The organism is Kosakonia sp. BYX6, from assembly GCF_038449125.1.
Lineage (GTDB): Bacteria > Pseudomonadota > Gammaproteobacteria > Enterobacterales > Enterobacteriaceae > Kosakonia > Kosakonia calanthes.
Map to the genome: position 1 here is coordinate 3,480,552 of NZ_CP151800.1, position 19,056 is coordinate 3,499,607.

Genomic DNA, 19,056 nt, shown 5'->3' on the forward strand with positions numbered 1-19,056 from the left:
ATAAAAAAGCCGATACCTCTTGCTGTACCGGCTTTTAATCTGACCGCCCCGGAAAAATCAACGCTCCCAGTAGGATTCTTCGAGGCTATCTTCCCGCTCCGGCAGGCCACGGGTTAAGCGCGGTGAATGCTGGTTCAACACTTGATAACTTACGCGGTTGGCGTATTTACATACCTGCGCCAGCGACGAGTAGGTGAGCCAATTGTATTTATGTTTGCTGGAGTTCGGCACATTGGTGCGGTGATAGTTATTGGCGGTAATGTCGTGCAGCAACGCGGCCAGTGCGCCATCGCCCGCGCCGTTGGTGTTCATGATCTTTTCCGGCCCGCCCATGTATGGCGCAATGTGCGAGTAAATGCGCAGCGGGTTTTCACACTCTTTGTGGCGCAACGCGCGGCTGAATTCGAATTGATTAAACTCGGCAATCGCGCCGGGCAGCAGCGGATGCTGGGTTTTACGCTTCGCGTCGTCTTCGGTAAACCCTGCCATATACAACCCTACCGGGCCTGCGGTGCACAGCACCAAATCCACCCAGTCCAACGCTTTATCTGCCGCCAGTAGCGGATCGCTTTCGCCGGTCAACGCGTGGCCTTCCTCTTCGTTCATCGCCAAAATCGACACGTTCTCTTTGAGGAAATCACGCCACCACTGCACGTTATCGGCGATCACGTATTTGGTGCCTAGCGTCAAAACGACCGGCACATTGTGTTTTTTGGCATACGCCACCGCCTGCATGGTTGCATCCGGCATCGGCTCGCCGGGTTTGCAACGCACCAGATAGGAAGAGAGCACCAGCGCAGACGCACCGGCAATCACCGCTTCCGGGATGCTTTCAGCGCGTAACTGGTTCATATGACCAGGGCTGATGGCGAATGTACGCTCGCCGCTGTCGCTGATCAGCGTAAAGCAGCGGCCAATCGCGCCATCAACACCTTGCAGGTAGTTCAAATCGGTGCGGCTGGAGGTATTGCACAAATAGCGGTAGGCGTAGCTGCCAATCTGCACGTTGTCACACATCACGCCGAGCAATACTGAGCGATCGTCAGCCAACACCGAGTAGTTGTGCAGCGTGTTGCCAATGGTGCCACCGGCAAACTGATGGGTGATTAAGTTCTCGCGAACCAGTTCCTGATACAGCGCTTCGGCAACGTCATCCGCAATCACCAGCGAGTGCCCGGCACTCAGCCCATAACGCGCGACAAACGCATCGTCCACCTTCGCTTCAATGTCCACCAACGTCTGATCGATACCGACCACCCAGCAGGCGCTGATCTCACTTTCTGGTTGGATTTGTTGCAATAACGGATCGCGGGCGTCGACGGGGAAATAGTGTTTGGATTTACGTTTACCGGGAAATTTCATGATTGAGATACGTGCCATACATACGGGCTGTGAATGTTAACACATTCTCAGCCCAGGCGGCGATCAGCGATATTTCGCCGTCAGGTTGGCCATCATGTCGATATGTTCAGGGGCATCGTTCAGCGCGGGAATGTATTCGTATTTCTCGCCACCCGCTTCGAGGAAGAACTCGCGGTTTTGCACGGCGATCTCCTCCAGCGTTTCCAGGCAGTCCGCCGCAAAACCGGGCGACATCACCTGAATATGTTTCACGCCTTTTTCGCCGAGCATTTTCAACGTTTCGTCAGTGTAAGGCGTTAACCACGGCTCGCGCCCAAAGCGAGACTGGAAAGTCATCATCACTTTTTCCGGCGGCAAATCGAGGGCGGAAACCAGTTCGCGCGTGGTATCGCGGCAGCGTTGCGGGTAATCATCACCTTCCGCCGCATAACGTTGCGGAATGCCGTGATAAGAGAGCAGCAGCAGATCCGGCTCGCCATGCTCGGCAAAGGATGTGCGCACGCGGTTCGTCAGCGCAGCGATGTAATCCGCGTCGTCAGCGTAATCACGAATAAAGGAGATACCGGGGATATGGCGTTTTTTCGCCAGGATGCGCGCCAGCTCATCCCACACCGCCGCCACTGTCGAACAGGAGTATTGCGGATAGAGCGCCAGCACGACGATATGTTCGACATCCTGCGACAATAATTCATCCACTGCGCTTTCTAGCGACGGCGAACCGTAGCTCATGCCGAGTACTACAGGCACATCCGGCAGCCGCGCCGCCAGCGCCTGCTGCTGCCTGCGGCTGTAAACCATCAGGGGCGAACCCTCTTCCATCCACACGGAGTGATAGAGTTTTGCCACACGTGGCGAACGAACAGGCAGGATCACACCGCGTAATAGCGGCCACCACAGCAAACGAGGGGTATCCACCACACGTTTATCGCTTAAAAATTGCCGTAAATAACGTTTAACGGCCTGGGGGGTGGGTGCATCTGGGGTGCCGAGATTGGCCAACAAAATGCCCGTTTTCGCCTGACTCATTCGCGCCTCTTAATCATTTAAGTGGTTGATGATTGTAGCTGAAATGTGCGTAAACGGAACCAATCGTAGTGATTGATAGAGACTCCCCCGGCAGAACGCCGGGGAGAGAAGGATTAGCCGAGGATTTTTTCCAGTTCGGCACGCACATCGCTAACGGCTTTGGTGCCGTCCACTTTCGCGTATTGCGTGTTGCCGGCTTCGGCTTCTTTCTGATAGTAGCCAATCAGCGGTGCAGTCAGCTGATGATATTCCACCAGACGTTTACGCACGGTTTCTTCCTGATCGTCTTTGCGGGTGGTCAGCGCTTCGCCGGTCACGTCGTCTTTGCCTTCCACTTTCGGCGGATTGAATTTGACGTGGTAAACGCGACCAGAAGCCGCGTGTACGCGACGACCGACGATGCGATCCACGATCAGCTCATCCGGCACGGCGAATTCGAGCACGAAATCGACGTTGATGCCCGCTTCTTTCATGGCGTCAGCCTGCGGAATGGTTCGCGGAAAGCCGTCCAGCAGAAAACCGTTACGGCAATCTTCCTGGGAGATACGCTCTTTCACCAACGCGATAACCAGTTCGTCAGTCACCAGTTTGCCCGCGTCCATGATGTCTTTTGCCTGTTTGCCCAGTTCGCTGCCAGATTTCACCGCAGCACGCAGCATGTCACCGGTAGAGATTTGCGGAATACCGTATTTCTCCATGATGAACTGCGCCTGAGTTCCTTTACCCGCGCCCGGAGCGCCAAGCAGAATAATACGCATTGCGAAAATCCCCTCAAAAGTTGGTTCAATTTTTCAAAAAGCGCTAAAAGATACCACCAGAACGAGTATGGCTCAAGGAAGGCGCGCCCGCTGAAACGGTTAATGGTCTGTTTTCTTATTTGAGAAAGGGCACAAAAAAAGGGAGGCGTGAATGCCTCCCTGTGCGTGTTTACGAAACCAATAACTGATTCATACGGCGAATGAACTGGTTAGGATCTTCCAGCGTACCGCGCTCGGCAAACAGCGCCTGATCGAGCAGCAGCTCAACCCATTCGTTGAACTGCGCTTCGTCCTGAGTCTCCGCTGCGCGTTTTACCAGCGCGTGATCCGGGTTCAGTTCGAAGATATACTTCACTTCCGGCGCGCTCTGGCCTGCGGCAGCAAACAACTTCGCCATTTGTGTGCTCATTTCGTCGGCATCGGTCACCACCACCGCCGGAGTATCGGTCAGACGATGCGTCAAACGCACCTCTTTCACGCGCTCGCCGAGCAGGTTTTTCACGCGCTCAACAAACGGCTCCAGCGCTTTTTCGGCTTCTTTTGTGCTTTCGTCTACTTCGTCCGCCAGCTTGTCCAGCGACGCATCGGCTTTCGCAACAGACTGGAACGGCTTACCGTCGAACTCGGTCAGGTAGCTCATCATCCACTCATCAATGCGATCGGAAAGCAACAGCACTTCGATGCCTTTCTTACGCAGCAGCTCCAGATGCGGGCTGCTCTTCGCCGCGGCGTAGCTGTCGGCGGTGATGAAGTAGATCTTCTCCTGCCCTTCTTTCATGCGCGACACGTACTCGTCCAGCGACACGGTTTGCGCAGAAGAGTCATTGTGCGTTGACGCGAAACGCAGCAGTTTGGCAATGGTTTCCAGGTTGGCGCTGTCTTCGCCGGTCCCCTCTTTCAGCACCAGGCCAAACTGTTGCCAGAAGGTCTGGTATTTTTCCGCGTCGTCTTTCGCCAGTTTTTCCAGCATTTGCAGCACGCGTTTGGTCAACGCGGTGCGCAGGCTGCGGGTAACACTGCTGTCTTGCAGGATTTCACGGGAGACGTTGAGCGGCAGATCGTTGGAATCCACCAGGCCACGCACGAAGCGCAGATAGTTCGGCATAAACTGTTCAGCTTCGTCCATGATAAACACGCGCTGCACGTAGAGTTTCAGGCCGTGCTTGTGATCGCGGTTCCACATATCCCACGGCGCCTGCGACGGGATATAAAGCAGGCTGGTGTACTCCTGCTTCCCTTCCACACGGTTGTGGCTCCAGATCAGCGGGTCGGTAAAGTCGTGGGAAATGTGTTTGTAAAACTCGTTGTACTCGTCGTCTTTGATTTCCGACTTGTTGCGCGTCCACAGCGCCTGCGCTTTGTTGATCTTTTCCCAGGAAACGACGGTTTCGCCGTCTTTCTCTTCCTGTTTTTCGATCTCAACCGGCAGGGCGATATGGTCGGAATATTTGCTGATGATGGAACGCACACGCCAGTCGTTGAGGAAATCATCTTCCCCTTCGCGCAGATGCAGGGTGATTTCAGTACCGCGATCGGCTTTGGTGATGTCGGCGACGGTATATTCGCCCGCGCCTTCCGATTCCCAGAACACGCCGTTTTCCGCACCTTCGCCCGCCGCACGGGTACGCACGGTCACTTTATCGGCAACAATAAACGCGGAATAGAAACCAACGCCGAACTGACCAATCAGCTGGCTGTCTTTCGCCTGGTCGGAACCCATTGATTCGAGGAACGCTTTGGTGCCGGATTTGGCAATCGTCCCCAGATGGTCAATGACTTCATCGCGCGTCATACCAATGCCGTTGTCGGCGATGGTCAGCGTGCGGTTCTCTTTATCAAAGGAGACACGCACGTGCAGATCGCCGTCGCCTTCGTATAGTTCAGGTTTGGAGAGCGCGCGGAAACGCAGTTTGTCCGCCGCATCAGAGGCGTTGGAGATAAGCTCACGCAGGAAGATTTCTTTGTTGGAATAAAGAGAGTGGATCATCAAATGCAGAAGCTGTTTGACCTCTGACTGGAAACCACGAGTTTCTTGTCCTTTCATTGGGAAAACCTCAACAATGCCATTTACAAGGTGAAAAAAGCGTTGAGGGAGAAGTGGGGGTAGGAGAGGTAATTTTCAAGCGGAGGCAAAAATTTCTGCCTCCGTTTGGTTAAAAACGAATCTTGTGACGCCCGGCTAACGAGTGCGACAACGTCGTACCGTCGACCATTTCCAGTTCGCCGCCCACCGGCACACCGTGCGCGATACGGCTGGCTTCCACGCCATATTGCGCGCACAGCTCCGCAATATAGTTGGCCGTCGCCTCTCCTTCCACCGTGGGGTTGGTGGCGAGGATCACTTCCTGGATTTTTTCAGACTCAAGACGCTGCTCCAGCCTGTCGAGGCCGATATCATCAGGCCCGATACCGTCCAGCGGCGACAGATGCCCCATGAGCACAAAGTAGCGGCCAGAGAACTGCCCGGTTTGCTCAATGGCGTAGATATCCGCCGGGCTTTCCACCACGCAGATTTGACCGTTTTCCTGGCGACGAGGGTTGCTGCAAATATTGCAGATCTCTTGCTCGGTAAACGTTCGGCAATCGCTACAGTGACCGATTTCCGACATCGCCCGGGTGAGCGACTGCGCAAGACGCATACCGCCGCTGCGATCCCGCTGCAACAGCGTAAACGCCATGCGCTGCGCCGACTTCGGGCCAACGCCCGGCAGGCAGCGCAGGGCTTCCATAAGCTGCGTTAACAGCGGACTGGTTTGCATCAGAACGGCATCTTAAAGCCTGGCGGCAGAGACATACCGGAAGAGACGGAAGCCATTTTCTCTTTCTGGGTTTCTTCAATGCGGCGAGCGGCATCGTTAAAAGCAGCGGCAACCAGATCTTCCAGCATCTCTTTGTCGTCTTCCAGCAGGCTCGGATCGATCTCCACGCGACGGCAGTTATGGGCGCCGTTGATGGTGACTTTCACCAGACCCGCGCCAGATTCGCCGGTCACTTCCAGCTGAGCTATCTCTTCCTGCACTTTCTGCATTTTTTCTTGCATCTGCTGGGCCTGCTTCATCAGGTTACCCAGACCGCCTTTACCAAACATAGGCTTCTCTCTTTAGCTGTGGTGACTGACCAGAGTGATAAGTCACATTCAGGGTTGAAAACGGGTTGCGCCAGCAGCCCGTCAAAGGGGGCGGATACTCTCTTCATCCAGATCCGCATCGAAAAACCGTTGCAGGGTCTGGATATTGTTATCCGCGATAATCGACTCACGCGCCTGCGCGAGTTTCTCTTCATAGATTGCCTGACGCCACTCCAGCGGCGTACGCTCCGCCGGATTATCATCTTCAATAATCGTCAGTTCAACCGCAGAACCGTGCAATTCGCTCAGCGCGTCACTCAATGCTTTCTGCGCCGCCGGGGAATTAAGATGGCGCTGTGAACTGCGCAAATGCAGGCACCAACGCTCACCGTCTTGCTCTTTCCAGGCATTCAATGCGACCTGTTCCACTAGTTTTGGCAGCTTAAGCTGGCTGACTTCGTTGGCCCAGGCGTCACGCTCAATGGCCTCTTCCGCCAGCTTTTTCGCCAGCTCCGGCGTTTTTTCATGCTCCAGCGCTTTTTTCAGCGCTTTCGGCGTGGCGACCACTTCTTTGACTTCTTCAACGATAGTGGTCGCTTTCCAGCGATAGGCTTCTTTCTTCGCAGGCATCTGTTCAAGCGCCGACGGCGCCGGGCGTGATTGCACGCGCTCGGTCACCGATGCCAGTCTCTCCAGCGCGGCATTGTTCACCGGCCGCGCGCGGGTTGCGGCTGCCGGTTCACTCTTTTTTGCTTTGTCTGCTCCCTGCGCACGTTGCAGTTGTCTGCGCGCCGCCAACACTTGGCTGGTCGACTCCGGCAAGGGAACATCCGGTTGTGGCGCGTGCTGCGCCTGCGGTGCGGGTGCCACCTGTTGCGGCGAAATCACCGCCGTTGGGGCGACGGGCGCGAAAGATTGTTGCTGAACTTCCGGCGCGGGCAACGGCATACGCGGATGAAACGCCAGCGCGCGCAGCAGCGTCATTTCAACGCCCATCCGCCGGTCCGGCGCGAACGGCAGCTCTTTACGGCCAATCAGCAGTGTCTGGTAATAAAGCTGCACGTCGGTTGGCGGCACGGTGCGCGCTAGCTCACGCAGGCGATGTTCAACCGGCGCCATATCGCTGCCGAGCGCGGCGGGCGTCAATTGAACCATAGCGATACGGTGCAACAGGGTTTGCATCTCCAGCAGCAGAGCATCCCACTCAATACCACGGGAGGCGGCGTCATTGACCAGCGCCATTGCGCGTTCGCCGTTGGCGGCCACCACGGCTTCAACCAGCAACAGCGCCTGATCGTCATTTAATGTACCGAGCATTGAACTGACAACGGCGGCAGAAAGTTGACCGTTACCGCTGGCAATCGCCTGATCGGTCAGGCTCAGCGCATCGCGCAGGCTGCCATCGGCCGCGCGGGCGAGCAGTTGCAGGGCGCGCGGTTCAGATTCGATCTTCTCGTCGGCGAGAATATGTTCAAGCTGGGTGCGGATCTGGTCGACATCCAGCGCTTTGAGATGGAACTGCAGGCAACGGGAAAGAATGGTCACCGGCAGTTTTTGCGGATCGGTGGTCGCCAGCAGGAATTTGACGTGCGCGGGCGGCTCTTCAAGCGTTTTTAACAGCGCGTTAAAGCTGTGACGCGAGAGCATATGCACTTCATCGATCAGATAAACTTTGAAGCGGCCGCGCGCCGGGGCGTACTGCACGTTGTCCAGCAGGTCGCGGGTGTCTTCGACTTTGGTGCGCGAGGCGGCGTCGATTTCAATCAAATCGACAAAACGTCCCTGCTCGATTTCACGGCAGTTATCACAGACGCCGCACGGCGTGGCGGTGATGCCGGTTTCGCAGTTCAGCCCCTTCGCCAGCAAACGGGCAATAGAGGTTTTCCCGACGCCACGGGTGCCGGAGAACAGATACGCATGATGAATGCGTCCTGATGTTAAGCCGTTCGCCAGTGCGGTCAGCACATGCTCCTGGCCGACGACGTCAGCAAAAGTTTGTGGTCGCCATTTTCGGGCTAAGACCTGATAACTCATTGGCAGGCTCTGAAACGCTGGAAGGTGGATTCACGAAGGGATAATGCTAACACAGCAACGGCTGTGAATGCACTTCATCCCTCAGGCGTGAGAGATGAAGTGTGTTTGCGTGGGCCGCAGGATCAATGCCCCGGGAACGGCACCAGGCTGTAGCTGGTAACACCTTGTTTTTCAAGGCGATTCTCGCCACCGAGGTCGAACAGATTAATGATGAATGCCGCGTCGGTCACTTCGCCACCCAAGCGGCGGATCAACTTGACTGTCGCTTCGATGGTACCGCCGGTCGCCAGCAGATCATCCACCACCAGCACTTTGTCGCCCGCTTCGATTGCATCGACGTGGATCTCTAACTGATCGGTGCCGTATTCCAGCTCGTAGCTTTCGGCGATGGTTTCACGCGGCAGTTTACGCGGCTTGCGCACCGGCACGAAGCCAACGCCCAGACCCAGCGCAACCGGTGCGCCAAACAGGAAGCCACGCGCTTCGGTACCGACAACTTTGGTGATCCCGGCGTTTTTGTAACGCTCAACCAGCAATTCGATGCTGAGAGCGTACGCTTTCGGGTCTTCCAGCAAACTGGTGACATCACGGAACAGGATGCCCGGCTTTGGGTAATCCTGAATGCTTTTGATGCTGTTTTTGAGAAATTCAAGCTGCTGCGCAGTCGCTGTCATGGATTTTTTGCCTGATAGAAACGGTATTACTCACGGTACATGCGATTGAAGGCTTATGTAACCACTGATTAACATTTAACCAGCCGCACCCGTGCTCGAAAACGCTCGAATTTACTGGCTGCGCACGACAATTGCAACAGCCATTGCTGCGCTTTATGGTTTTTGTTGCTTTGCATCAATCACAGGAATGCGCCACATAAAAATCAGCAGGCAGGCCAAAATGATCAACAGCAGAATGCGCACCCACAACATGTGCACGAAATACAACGAAATGGCGAAGGTCACCAGCGTCACGGCGATAGCACGCGGCTTCGCGCCGGGCGGCATCGCGCGGTATTGCTGCCAGTGACGCAAATAGCCGCCGAACCAGGAACGGTAAAGCAGCCATTGATGAAACCGCGGCGATGAGCGCGCAAAACACCACGCGGCCAATAAAATGAAAGGGGTGGTCGGTAAAAGAGGCAATACGACGCCGAGAGTGCCGAGCACTACCGCCAGCCAGCCAATGATGATTAAAATAGTGCGTTGCATAATGCGAATCGTTACCGGGATGAGCGGGTAATGTAACATAATCACCGCGATTTACAGGGGGAGAGGCATGAAAAGCGACGCGCTTTTACAGACGCTGGAACGACAACTGACGGTACTGCGCCAACAGGCCGCGCCGCTGGCGCAACATACCACGGTCAGCCCGCGCTTTGATCGACATCTTTTTCAGACTCGCAACACGCTGATGCAATCCTATCTGGATGAAACCGCCGCAAACCTGGCGGCATTGCGCCACGCGGTGAATGGCAATCATTTGCCGCAGGTGACCTGGCTTGCCGAACACTTAACGGCGCAAATCGCGGCCTTAACGCGTGAAAGCGCGGTCTGGTCGCTGCGCGCATGGGACAATTCGTCTCCCGGCATTACCCGCTGGCAACGCCGACGTTTGCAGCATCAGGAGTATGAACGCCGTTTGCTGGCGATGAAGCGCGAACGCGAACAACGTTTAACAACGGTCACAACGCTGATTGAGCAGCAGCAATTGCATAAAGAAGTCGAGGCACTGAGCGCACGGCTCGCGCGCTGTCGCAATGCGCTGGACAATATTGAGAGCGTGCTGGCGCGCTTAACCCGTTAACCCGAGGAAAAATCATGTCACTGGAAAATGCCCCGGATGAGGTCAAGCTGGCTGTGGATTTGATTATGTTGCTGGAACAGCATGAGATCGCGCCAGAAGTGGTGTTAAAGGCGCTGGAAATTGTGAAGCGGGATTTCGAGAAGAAGCAATTATCGGCCCCCCTCCCCTAAGGAAGAGGGGCACGCGTTTAGTTCATCGTGGCAGGCGTTGGATCGTCGCCTTTTAGCTCGCGTTTCACCTCTGTCACTTCCTCACCATTGCCATTGCGCAGGTGAACTTCCAACTGATTGAAAGCGATGTTGATGTCGTTCTCGCGGCACAGCTGATCGATAGTGCGGTTGAGCTCGTCCACGGTATAGCTGCGATCGCGCAGTTCACGCACATACAGACGCAATTCGTGATCCAGCGTGCTCGGCCCAAAGGTGGTGAAAAACACCGAGGGTTCGGGATCGTGCATTACTTTCGGGTGTTCCATCGCCGCTTTCAGCAGCACTTTTTTCACTTTATCCAGATCCGAACCGTAGGCCACGCCAAGGCGGATCACCACGCGGGTGATGGTATCGGACAGCGACCAGTTGATCAGGCGCTCGGTAACGAACGCTTTGTTCGGGATAATCACCTCTTTACGGTCAAAGTCGGTGATGGTGGTGGCACGAATGCGGATTTTGCTGACCGTGCCAGAGAAGGTACCGATAGTGACGGTATCGCCGATGCGCACCGGGCGCTCGAACAGAATGATCAGACCGGAGACAAAGTTACCGAAGATCTCCTGCAAGCCAAACCCGAGGCCGACCGACAGTGCCGCCGCCAGCCATTGCAATTTGTCCCACGACACGCCTAACGAACCGAAGACCGTCAACGCCCCGACCGCGATAATGATGTAATTCAAAATCGTGGTGACGGCGTACGATGACCCCTGGCGCATATTGAGCCTTGAGAGCACCAACACTTCCAGCAAACCGGGCAAGTTACGAATCAGCGCCCAGGCCACCACAAACACAATCACTGCAAATAACAGGCTGCCGAGCGTGACGCTTTTCACCACTGCCGCACCGGCTTCGGTACCGTTGTAATGCCACAGCGTGATGCTGTCGAGATAGGCGAACACGGTGATCAAATCCGACCAAATGGCCCAGAACACCACGCCAAACAGCGCCACCATCACCAGCATGGTGATTCGCAGTGTTTGCTGGTTAACCTGCTCCAGCGCAATGGTCGGTTCTTCCGGTGGTTCCGCGCCTTCGGCCCCCTCTTTCACCATATTCTGACGACGCGCCAGCGCACGGCGATAGGCAATACGGCGCGCCGCCACGCTCAAACCGCGCAGGACCGTCTGGTAAAGCAGGTTCCAGATGATCACCAGATAAACGGTTTCAATCCAGCGCCCGGAAAGGCGCAGCGTAGTGTAGAAGTAACCGGTCGCGGTCAGCACCATCAAAGCAATCGGCACAATCGCCAGCACGGTAACCGTCACCAGACGCATGCCATGTGACTCTTTATCGCGCCAGCTTTCGCGGAACATCGGCCAGACCAAGCCGGTGATGACCAGCAAGTTCAGCAGAATCACAAACTGCCCGAGCACATCATCCATCAGATGCAACGGGGAAAGCTCCGACACTACTGACCAGAAATGCAGCGGCAGTAAGGCCAGGCTGACGCGCACGATCTGCCGACGCCAGTGGCTGGTCAGTTGTTCGGGCATATTAAAGTGGTTCACCGCGACGCCGTCTTTTTCCAGCACTTTCCAGCACAGGCCAAATACCAGCCAGAATAGCGCCAGTTTTTTACTGAACGCCCATAGCAGTTCACTGATATTCAGCTGCATAGTGAGCAGGATCAGGCCGACGGCCAGAATCAGCAGACATACCGGCAACGCGCGGATCAGATCGATGAGAATCGCTTTGGGCGTATGCAACTGGCTGTCACTGCGTAATTGCCCGACTTGCGCAGCGAGTTTCGCCTGGTAACTTTTCAGCCAGCGCAAACGCCAGCGGATCAGCCCGGCAATCAGTAAAAGCGGCAAACCGGCCAGGAACGCGATGGCGACTGCAGGCCAGGCTTTTTCCCAGTTAACTGTGATTTTGGTGCCTTTTATCTGGTCGTGCAGCGCTTTCGGGAAGGATTTGATCCAGTCCCAGTCCATCGGTTTATTGCTGTTTACCCAGAAGATTTGCTGCGTCAGGATCTCTTGCAAGCTCTTCGACACACTCATCAACTGCTGCTGATTGACCTGCAAGTTAATCGCCATCATCAGTTGGTTGCCCAGTTGCTTGTTCAACTGATCGAGCAGTTCGCGGCGCATATCAACCACTTGCAGCAATGCGTCGTGAACTTCATCGTTCACCTCGCTTTGATGGCCCTCTTCGAGCCTGGCGACAAAGTTTTCATTCTGAAACAGCGCGTCACGCTGCTGGTTGATGTCGAACTGCTCAAGACGCAAATCCGCGATGCGGTTGGTCATGTCTTCCAGCTCATCCGCCGACGGCAGCGTTTGTTGTTGCTGATAAAGAATACGCGACAGCAGCAGGCTGCCTTTCAGCACGGAAATTTGTTCTTTAATATTGCGTTCGGATTGCAGTGCGCGATCGAGCCAGTTTTTCACTTTGATATTCTGCTGCACCAGTGCGTTTCCGCTTTCGGTGGCAGAAATCAGTTTCTGGCTAAGCTGGTGGTTGATATCCAGTTCCTGTTTCACCAGCGGATTTGCCTGAATACGCGCCGTTTCATCCGGCGTGACGGCTTCCTGCGCAGTTTTTTCCGTCAGCGTCAAACGCTTGCTGTTCACCGCTTCCTGCAACAACTGCAACTGGTGTTCGAGACGATTACTGTTCGCCGTCACGTAATCACGTTGCTTTTGCAGGGTGTCCTGCAATGTCGTGTTGCCTTCAAGGCTTTTACGCAGTTGTTCGATTTGCGCATTGAGCAACGCCTGCTGCGCCTGCAACAGCGTTTGCTGCGTTGGACGCAATGCGCCCTCGCCCGCGACAGTGCCGTTCAGGCGGTTGCGAATTTGCTGTAACTGTTGCGAGGCGGCGTACATTGCGCTTTGTACGCGTTCCGGCTGCGTCTGTAATGAGACCAGTTGGCTGTTGTAATTGGATAAGTCATTCTGCGCGGTTTGCAGATCTTCGAGCAGTTGCGAAACGCGCGATTCAAGTTGGCGCAGAGAGAGCGTGGCGAGCGTTTTACGTGTTTCGTCGTCGTTGTCTTTATCGCTGAGCGCGTTGAGCGCATCGGTTGCCTGGCGCAGTTTTTCCGGTGCCTGCGCGACTTTTTGCTTCAGCAGCGCGGTTTCCTGCTTCACGCGATCGATTTTATCGAGCGTTTCCAGCGTTTCGGTCAGATCCTGGATAACCAGTTTGTCCTGCGCCGAATGATTTTTTTGCTTATTCAGCGTGTCGAGTTGGCTTTGCACATCGTTGCGGGAGGGCAAATCACTGGTTGTCTGCGCCAAAGCGACGTTACTCACCAGGCTTAAAAAGACAAGAAACAGTGCGGTGGCAAAAGCTGCGAATGTGTTTTGCGTGCGATTGTTGTGCAACATAATTTGAGCGATCGTTTTCTGTACGGGAAAGGCGGCCGGAATAGCCACGCGCGAAGAATATCACGCAGTTAGATAACTACCTAGAAGAGTGAGAAGCCTCCAGGAGAAATCCTGGCGGCTGGAGGAATCACGCGCTGAGGGAAGGTTCGCCGTTGCGTAGCGTGGGGCAAAACTGGCACATTTCCAACAGGATCGCCACATAGTCACGGGCTTCTTTTTTAAGATCAAAAGATTGTGGCGCGAACAGCCAGTTTTCCATAATCCCGGAAACATACGCGCGCATTAACACCGCGACGCGGCGCGTGAGTAAATTAGCGGGCAGCGATTTTGCCTGAATGCATTCGTTCAACGTCGCTTCAATGCGATCATAGCTTTCGAGGCATAAATCCCGCTGCGCTTCTTGCACCACCGCCATTTCGCCGACAAACTCGCATTTGTGGAAAATGATTTCCATCATCAAGCGACGGCGCTCTTCAACAACCGTTGCTTCAAGGATATAAACCAATATTTCTCTTAACACTGAGAGTGGATCGCCAGGGAATTTTGCCCGATACTCAATCTCTAAATCGCCAATACTGGACTCTGACAGTTCCCAAATTTCACTAAACAAATCTGACTTATTTTTGAAATGCCAGTAAATCGCGCCGCGAGTCACGCCTGCCGCCTGCGCAATTTCAGCCAGCGAAGTAGAAGAAACGCCCTGTTGGGAAAACAACCGCATGGCGACATCAAGAATATGCTGTCGTGTCTCAAGCGCCTGTTGTTTGGTTTTTCGTGCCATATGTTGGTGAATTTACAGGAGTTAGATTTACATACATTTATGAATGTTTGTACCATAGCACGACCATAATATAAACGCAGCAATGGGTTTTTGGACCTTTGATCCATTGATCAATTTGAAATTGAAATCGGACACTCGAGGTTTACATATGAACAAAAACAGAGGGTTAACGCCTCTGGCGGTCGTTCTGATGCTTTCGGGCAGCTTAGCGCTTACAGGATGTGATGAAAAACCTGCGCAGCAGGGAGCAGGCCAGGCGCCTGAAGTAGGTGTCGTAACGGTCAAAGCGGAACCTCTGCAAATCACTACCGAACTCCCGGGCCGTACCAGCGCGTTTCGCATTGCCGAAGTTCGTCCGCAGGTCAGCGGCATTATTTTAAAACGCAACTTCACCGAAGGCAGTGACGTCGAAGCTGGTGTCTCGCTCTATCAGATTGATCCGGCAACTTATCAAGCCGCTTACGACAGCGCGAAAGGTGATTTGGCCAAAGCGCAAGCCGCGGCGAATATCGCCCAAATGACCGTCAATCGTTATAAAAAACTGTTAGGCACTAAATACATCAGCCAACAGGATTACGACACGGCGCAGGCAGACGCTCAACAGGCGAACGCCTCGCTTGTCGCAGCAAAAGCCGCGGTCGAAACCGCGCGTATCAATCTTGCATACACTAAAGTTACTTCTCCTATCAGCGGTCGTAGCGGTACCTCAACCGTAACGGAAGGCGCACTGGTGCAGAGTGGGCAAACGACTGCGCTGACCACCGTGCAGCAGCTTGACCCGATCTACGTTGACGTCACCCAGTCCAGCAACGATTTCCTGCGTTTGAAACAAGAACTGGCGAACGGAACCCTGAAACAGGAAAACGGCAAAGCGAAAGTGGAGCTGGTCACCAATGACGGCGTTCAGTATCCGCAAGCGGGCACCCTTGAAGTTTCCGGCGTGACGGTTGACCAGACTACCGGTTCTATCACGCTGCGCGCGGTGTTCCCGAACCCGGATCACTTCTTACTGCCGGGCATGTTTGTTCGCGCCAAGCTGGAAGAAGGGGTTAACCCGAACGCACTGCTGGTTCCACAGCAAGGTGTGACCCGCACGCCGCGCGGCGACGCGACGGTGATGGTCGTGGGCGAAGGCGACAAAGTTGAAGTCCGTAATATTACCGCGGGCCAGGCCATTGGCGATAAATGGCTGGTTACCGACGGTCTGAAAAGCGGCGATCGCGTAATCATTGAAGGGTTACAAAAAGTCAAACCTGGCGCGCAGGTGAAAGCCCAGGAAGTGACATCTGACAATAAACAGCAAGCTCAGGCCGGCGGTCAGTCAGAGAAACCGAAGTCTTAACTTAAACAGGAGCCGTTAAGACATGGCTAAGTTTTTTATCGATCGCCCCATATTTGCGTGGGTTATCGCGATCATCATCATGCTGGCAGGGGCGCTATCGATCCTCAAACTGCCGGTAGCGCAATATCCAACGATTGCGCCGCCAGCCGTTCAGATCACAGCAACCTACCCTGGTGCTGATGCGAAAACGGTGCAGGATACCGTGACGCAGGTTATCGAACAGAACATGAACGGTATCGATAACCTGCTGTACATGTCCTCCAACAGTGATTCCTCTGGTACGGTTCAGATAACCATCACCTTTGATTCCGGTACGGATGCGGATATCGCGCAGGTTCAGGTGCAGAACAAGCTGCAACTGGCCATGCCGCTTTTACCGCAGGAAGTACAGCAACAAGGCGTGAGTGTTGAAAAATCATCCAGTAGCTTCCTGATGGTTCTCGGTATGATCAGTACCGATAACTCAATGACGCAGGAAGATATTGCCGACTATGTTGGCGCGACCATCAAAGATCCGGTCAGCCGTACTGCGGGCGTGGGTGACGTTCAGCTGTTTGGTGCGCAGTATGCAATGCGTATCTGGATGGATCCGAACAAGCTGAATAACTTCCAACTGACGCCCGTTGACGTTATTTCAGCTATCACTGCGCAGAACGCCCAAGTGGCAGCCGGTCAGTTGGGCGGTACGCCGCCGGTGAAAGGGCAGCAGTTGAACGCCTCAATCATCGCGCAGACCCGTCTGACGTCGACAGAAGAGTTCGGCAAAATTCTGCTGAAAGTGAACAGCGACGGTTCGCAGGTTCGTCTGCGCGATGTCGCGAAGATCGAACTGGGTGGTGAAAACTACGACATTATCGCGCGTTACAACGGCCAGCCGGCAGCCGGTTTGGGTATCAAACTGGCGACGGGCGCGAACGCGCTGGATACCGCAGCCGCAGTACGCGACACCATTGCCAAGCTGCAACCGTTCTTCCCACACGGTTTGAAAGTGGTGTATCCGTACGACACCACACCGTTCGTTAAGATCTCTATTAACGAAGTGGTGAAAACGCTGGTCGAAGCGATCGTGCTGGTGTTCCTGGTAATGTATCTGTTCCTGCAAAACTTCCGCGCGACGTTGATTCCAACCATCGCGGTACCGGTGGTTTTGCTTGGGACGTTCGCGATACTCGCCGCGTTCGGTTACTCCATAAACACCCTCACCATGTTCGGTATGGTGCTGGCGATAGGCCTGTTGGTGGATGACGCCATTGTGGTGGTGGAGAACGTCGAACGTGTGATGATGGAAGAAGGCCTGCCGCCGAAAGAAGCGACGCGGCGCTCAATGGAACAGATCCAGAGCGCGCTGGTCGGTATTGCGCTGGTGCTGTCGGCGGTATTCGTACCGATGGCCTTCTTCGGTGGCTCTACCGGTGCTATCTATCGTCAGTTCTCCATTACCATTGTTTCCGCGATGGTACTGTCGGTGCTGGTTGCGTTGATCCTAACGCCCGCGCTGTGCGCCACCATGCTGAAGCCGATTGCGAAAGGCGATCACGGAGAAGGTAAAAAAGGCTTCTTCGGCTGGTTCAACCGCATGTTTGAGAAGAGCACGCACCACTACACCGACAGCGTGGGCAACATCCTGCGCAGCACCGGTCGTTATCTGCTGCTCTATATCATCATCGTTGCGGGCATGGCGGTGCTGTTTGTCCGTCTGCCAAGTTCGTTCCTGCCTGACGAAGACCAGGGCGTATTTCTGACCATGGCCCAGTTGCCTGCGGGCGCGACGCAAGAGCGTACGCAGAAAGTGCTGGACGAAGTGACGAATTACTATCTGGAAAACGAGAAAGCCAACGTTAACTCCGTCTTTACCGTTAACGGCTTCGGTTTCTCGGGTCGCGGTCAGAACACTGGTCTGGCATTCGTGTCGCTGAAAAACTGGGAAGAGCGTTCGGGTGACGAGAACAAAGTGCCAGCCATTGCGGGTCGCGCAAGCGCTCACTTTGCACAGATTAAAGATGCGATGGTGTTCGCCTTTAACCTCCCCGCGATTGTTGAACTGGGTACGGCAACCGGCTTTGACTTCCAACTGATCGACCAAGCCAACCTGGGTCACGACAAATTGACCCAGGCGCGTAACCAGTTGTTCGGCGAAATCGCGCAGCACGCCGATCTGCTGGTGGGCGTACGTCCGAACGGTCTGGAAGATACGCCGCAGTTTAAGATCGACATCGATCAGGAAAAAGCGCAGGCGCTGGGTGTGTCGATTAGCGACATCAACACTACACTGGGCGCAGCCTGGGGCGGCAGCTACGTCAACGACTTTATCGACCGCGGTCGCGTGAAGAAAGTGTACGTAATGTCGCAGGCGAAATACCGTATGTTGCCAAGCGATATCGGTACCTGGTATGTCCGTGCCAGCGATGGTCAGATGGTGCCGTTCTCCGCGTTCTCTACAACACACTGGGAATATGGTTCGCCGCGTCTGGAACGTTACAACGGTCTGCCGTCAATGGAACTCCTTGGTCAGGCAGCGCCTGGTAAGAGTACCGGTGAAGCGATGGCGATGATGGAAGAACTGGCTAGCAAGTTGCCAACCGGTATCGGTTACGACTGGACGGGCATGTCCTATCAGGAACGTCTCTCCGGCAACCAGGCACCGGCGCTGTATGCCATCTCGCTGATTGTGGTCTTCCTCTGTCTGGCGGCGTTGTATGAGAGTTGGTCGATTCCGTTCTCGGTCATGCTGGTGGTGCCGTTAGGGGTTGTGGGTGCGTTGCTCGCCGCGACATTCCGCGGGCTCAGTAACGACGTTTACTTCCAGGTGGGCCTGCTGACAACCATTGGCTTGTCGGCGAAGAACGCGATACTTATCGTCGAATTCGCCAAAGATCTAATGGATAAAGAAGGTAAAGGCCTGGTGGAAGCCACGCTCGAAGCCGTGCGTATGCGTCTGCGTCCAATCCTGATGACGTCGCTGGCGTTCATCCTCGGGGTTCTGCCGCTGGTTATCAGTACTGGCGCGGGTTCCGGCGCGCAGAACGCAGTAGGTACAGGCGTTATGGGCGGGATGATCACCGCAACCGTGCTGGCTATCTTCTTCGTTCCGGTGTTCTTTGTGGTGGTTCGCCGCCGCTTTAGTCGCCGCAGCGAGGATATTGAGCACAGCCATAGGGTTGAACAGCACTGATTTATTTCAGTTCTATATTAGAAAAAGGCCGCGCTAAGCGGCCTTTTTCTTTTCAACTCATCCGATGATTAAACCATTTATTGTTAATTCGTTTAATTTATGCTGTCGATATAAGGCATATAATCTCTGTGTATTTGGAATGCATCTTTGATTCCAGGTAATATTCTTAA

At 54.7% G+C, this 19,056-nt stretch carries 15 protein-coding genes and 1 other annotated feature; of the genes, 4 read left to right on the forward strand and 11 right to left on the reverse strand.

All coding sequences use genetic code 11. The annotated features are described in order from the left end of the window. Positions 1-57: 57 nt before the first annotated feature. The 9 genes from AAEY27_RS16380 to AAEY27_RS16420 form a co-directional block, all read right to left on the reverse strand. On the reverse strand, positions 58-1,362 hold the full coding sequence (locus AAEY27_RS16380; RefSeq protein ID WP_342321798.1) for an inosine/guanosine kinase: 1,305 nt from the start codon (positions 1,360-1,362) through the stop codon (positions 58-60). A gap of 63 nt (positions 1,363-1,425) precedes the next feature. Continuing rightward, positions 1,426-2,388, reverse strand: coding sequence for a ferrochelatase (gene hemH / locus AAEY27_RS16385; RefSeq protein WP_342321799.1), 963 nt, complete (start codon positions 2,386-2,388; stop codon positions 1,426-1,428). A gap of 113 nt (positions 2,389-2,501) precedes the next feature. Then, complete coding sequence (gene adk, locus AAEY27_RS16390) at positions 2,502-3,146, reverse strand: adenylate kinase (protein ID WP_342321801.1); 645 nt, start codon at positions 3,144-3,146, stop codon at positions 2,502-2,504. Positions 3,147-3,315: 169 nt separating this feature from the next. Next, complete coding sequence (htpG, locus tag AAEY27_RS16395; RefSeq protein ID WP_342321803.1) at positions 3,316-5,190, reverse strand: molecular chaperone HtpG; 1,875 nt, start codon at positions 5,188-5,190, stop codon at positions 3,316-3,318. Positions 5,191-5,299: 109 nt separating this feature from the next. After that, on the reverse strand, positions 5,300-5,905 hold the full coding sequence (gene recR / locus AAEY27_RS16400) for a recombination mediator RecR (protein WP_342321804.1): 606 nt from the start codon (positions 5,903-5,905) through the stop codon (positions 5,300-5,302). Next, positions 5,905-6,234 carry a YbaB/EbfC family nucleoid-associated protein gene (locus AAEY27_RS16405; RefSeq protein ID WP_023478246.1) on the reverse strand — a complete coding sequence of 110 codons (330 nt, stop codon included), beginning with the start codon at positions 6,232-6,234 and terminating at the stop codon, positions 5,905-5,907. The genes recR and AAEY27_RS16405 overlap by 1 nt, the downstream gene beginning before the upstream one ends. A gap of 81 nt (positions 6,235-6,315) precedes the next feature. After that, positions 6,316-8,247, reverse strand: a complete 1,932-nt coding sequence (gene dnaX / locus AAEY27_RS16410; RefSeq protein ID WP_342321807.1) for a DNA polymerase III subunit gamma/tau — start codon at positions 8,245-8,247, stop codon at positions 6,316-6,318. Further along, positions 6,919-6,983, reverse strand: a sequence feature (DnaX frameshifting element). (Overlaps the previous gene by 65 nt.) A 122-nt stretch (positions 8,248-8,369) precedes the next feature. After that, complete coding sequence (gene apt, locus AAEY27_RS16415; RefSeq protein WP_342321808.1) at positions 8,370-8,921, reverse strand: adenine phosphoribosyltransferase; 552 nt, start codon at positions 8,919-8,921, stop codon at positions 8,370-8,372. A gap of 153 nt (positions 8,922-9,074) precedes the next feature. Further along, positions 9,075-9,452 (reverse strand): DUF454 family protein, encoded by a 378-nt coding sequence (locus tag AAEY27_RS16420; protein ID WP_342321809.1) that lies wholly within the window; start codon positions 9,450-9,452, stop codon positions 9,075-9,077. 67 nt (positions 9,453-9,519) lie between these two features. Between AAEY27_RS16420 and priC the strand changes: the two genes are divergently transcribed. Beyond that, on the forward strand, positions 9,520-10,047 hold the full coding sequence (gene priC, locus AAEY27_RS16425; protein WP_342321811.1) for a primosomal replication protein N'': 528 nt from the start codon (positions 9,520-9,522) through the stop codon (positions 10,045-10,047). A gap of 14 nt (positions 10,048-10,061) precedes the next feature. Continuing rightward, positions 10,062-10,217: a pleiotropic regulatory protein RsmS gene (gene rsmS / locus AAEY27_RS16430; protein WP_342321812.1), complete on the forward strand. Its 156-nt coding sequence runs from the start codon at positions 10,062-10,064 to the stop codon at positions 10,215-10,217. A 17-nt stretch (positions 10,218-10,234) separates the two neighbouring features. On the opposite strand, the gene mscK is transcribed toward rsmS, so the two are convergent. Then, positions 10,235-13,591, reverse strand: coding sequence for a mechanosensitive channel MscK (gene mscK / locus AAEY27_RS16435; RefSeq protein WP_342321813.1), 3,357 nt, complete (start codon positions 13,589-13,591; stop codon positions 10,235-10,237). A 127-nt stretch (positions 13,592-13,718) separates the two neighbouring features. After that, complete coding sequence (gene acrR, locus AAEY27_RS16440; RefSeq protein WP_342321814.1) at positions 13,719-14,372, reverse strand: multidrug efflux transporter transcriptional repressor AcrR; 654 nt, start codon at positions 14,370-14,372, stop codon at positions 13,719-13,721. 148 nt (positions 14,373-14,520) lie between these two features. Between acrR and acrA the strand changes: the two genes are divergently transcribed. Together acrA and acrB are read left to right on the forward strand one after the other, a co-directional pair. Continuing rightward, entirely contained in the window at positions 14,521-15,714 is a 1,194-nt protein-coding gene (acrA, locus tag AAEY27_RS16445) for a multidrug efflux RND transporter periplasmic adaptor subunit AcrA (RefSeq protein ID WP_342321816.1), read from the forward strand. A 22-nt stretch (positions 15,715-15,736) separates the two neighbouring features. After that, positions 15,737-18,886 (forward strand): multidrug efflux RND transporter permease subunit AcrB, encoded by a 3,150-nt coding sequence (acrB, locus tag AAEY27_RS16450; protein ID WP_342321817.1) that lies wholly within the window; start codon positions 15,737-15,739, stop codon positions 18,884-18,886. Positions 18,887-19,056: the final 170 nt, after the last annotated feature.

Excerpts from the sequence above, each read along its gene's own strand:
- adk (WP_342321801.1), bottom strand. The coding sequence starts at position 3,146 with ATGCGTATTATTCTGCTTGGCGCTCCGGGCGCGGGTAAAGGAACTCAG.
- dnaX (WP_342321807.1), bottom strand. The coding sequence starts at position 8,247 with ATGAGTTATCAGGTCTTAGCCCGAAAATGGCGACCACAAACTTTTGCT.
- priC (WP_342321811.1), top strand. The coding sequence starts at position 9,520 with ATGAAAAGCGACGCGCTTTTACAGACGCTGGAACGACAACTGACGGTA.
- mscK (WP_342321813.1), bottom strand. The coding sequence starts at position 13,591 with ATGTTGCACAACAATCGCACGCAAAACACATTCGCAGCTTTTGCCACC.
- AAEY27_RS16420 (WP_342321809.1), bottom strand. The coding sequence starts at position 9,452 with ATGCAACGCACTATTTTAATCATCATTGGCTGGCTGGCGGTAGTGCTC.
- acrA (WP_342321816.1), top strand. The coding sequence starts at position 14,521 with ATGAACAAAAACAGAGGGTTAACGCCTCTGGCGGTCGTTCTGATGCTT.
- AAEY27_RS16380 (WP_342321798.1), bottom strand. The coding sequence starts at position 1,362 with ATGAAATTTCCCGGTAAACGTAAATCCAAACACTATTTCCCCGTCGAC.
- acrB (WP_342321817.1), top strand. The coding sequence starts at position 15,737 with ATGGCTAAGTTTTTTATCGATCGCCCCATATTTGCGTGGGTTATCGCG.
- AAEY27_RS16405 (WP_023478246.1), bottom strand. The coding sequence starts at position 6,234 with ATGTTTGGTAAAGGCGGTCTGGGTAACCTGATGAAGCAGGCCCAGCAG.
- htpG (WP_342321803.1), bottom strand. The coding sequence starts at position 5,190 with ATGAAAGGACAAGAAACTCGTGGTTTCCAGTCAGAGGTCAAACAGCTT.
- rsmS (WP_342321812.1), top strand. The coding sequence starts at position 10,062 with ATGTCACTGGAAAATGCCCCGGATGAGGTCAAGCTGGCTGTGGATTTG.
- acrR (WP_342321814.1), bottom strand. The coding sequence starts at position 14,372 with ATGGCACGAAAAACCAAACAACAGGCGCTTGAGACACGACAGCATATT.
- hemH (WP_342321799.1), bottom strand. The coding sequence starts at position 2,388 with ATGAGTCAGGCGAAAACGGGCATTTTGTTGGCCAATCTCGGCACCCCA.
- apt (WP_342321808.1), bottom strand. The coding sequence starts at position 8,921 with ATGACAGCGACTGCGCAGCAGCTTGAATTTCTCAAAAACAGCATCAAA.
- recR (WP_342321804.1), bottom strand. The coding sequence starts at position 5,905 with ATGCAAACCAGTCCGCTGTTAACGCAGCTTATGGAAGCCCTGCGCTGC.